This window comes from Pseudomonas sp. P5_B2, from assembly GCF_056400445.1.
In genome coordinates this window covers 1-880 of sequence record NZ_JBFULH010001191.1, presented here as the reverse complement: position 1 = coordinate 880, position 880 = coordinate 1, and the positions used below count along the sequence as shown (strand labels likewise).

At 51.0% G+C, this 880-nt stretch carries 1 pseudogene; it reads left to right on the top strand.

The features are described from left to right. Nucleotides 1-240: pseudogene (locus AC1DRJ_RS30110) on the top strand (DNA methylase); the annotation flags it as partial. Nucleotides 241-880: the final 640 nt, after the last annotated feature.

The following is an 880-nucleotide window of genomic DNA, read 5'->3' as shown; positions in this document are numbered from 1 at the left end:
CATCGCGAACTGGTTGCGATGCTCGGTGAGGCTCATTACGTGCGGTATGACGAGAGCACGGCGAGTCGTCTATTGGCATTGGCTCATAAACTCAACAACGAGTACGCCGCGAAGGTGAGCAACATCTTGGAGGCGAGCGCTGATCGACAGGAGTTTGAAAAACGTCTTTGTGCTTTCGATGGGATTGGGCCCAAGACTGTTGAGATTTTTATGAGGGAGGCGGGGGATGTGATTTTCTGAATGTATGTTGATTTTAATTGGTGGTGCTGACTGGGTTTCAGCCAATGACTGCCGCACTTCTTCACACCAAAAGGCATTCACGGCGCTTGGCAATTTGACGGCATCCTTTCGTACTTGATCGGCTTGCCGCGATGGTGTCGTTCTTCTACCTCTTCGATGTCGCCCCCGGTGATTGTTGATACGGATGGTTATCCAATGGCGGGTTGGCGGAACAGGTGGGAGGGTTTTTTTACCGACCAGAGCGCTTCAGGTCCATTGCTGCCTGTTAGGAAGGACAGCAATCGACTCTTAATTGACGGTGACGATAGGCAGAGTTCGGCCAGAAGCGGTCATTCAGCTAGGGCTATTGCTTAGGTCCGAAATGACTGCTGCGAAGCCTCAGCATCACAGGCCTTGGGCCGCGAAGGAATACACTTTCGCGCGAGCCAGATGCAGGGTTGAACAATCAGAGCAGGATCTTGATAAGCATAGGTATTGAGTCCACCATGGACAAATATGCCACGTAGTGGACCGGTACACGCCACTTACCTGAGCCCCATCAATGCCGAATCAATCAGTCATTGCATATGAAAAATATAGATAACTACAAAGTTGTTGCAGACTGCATCGCGACGCTGCTTTTCCCCCACGCAGAAGTCAT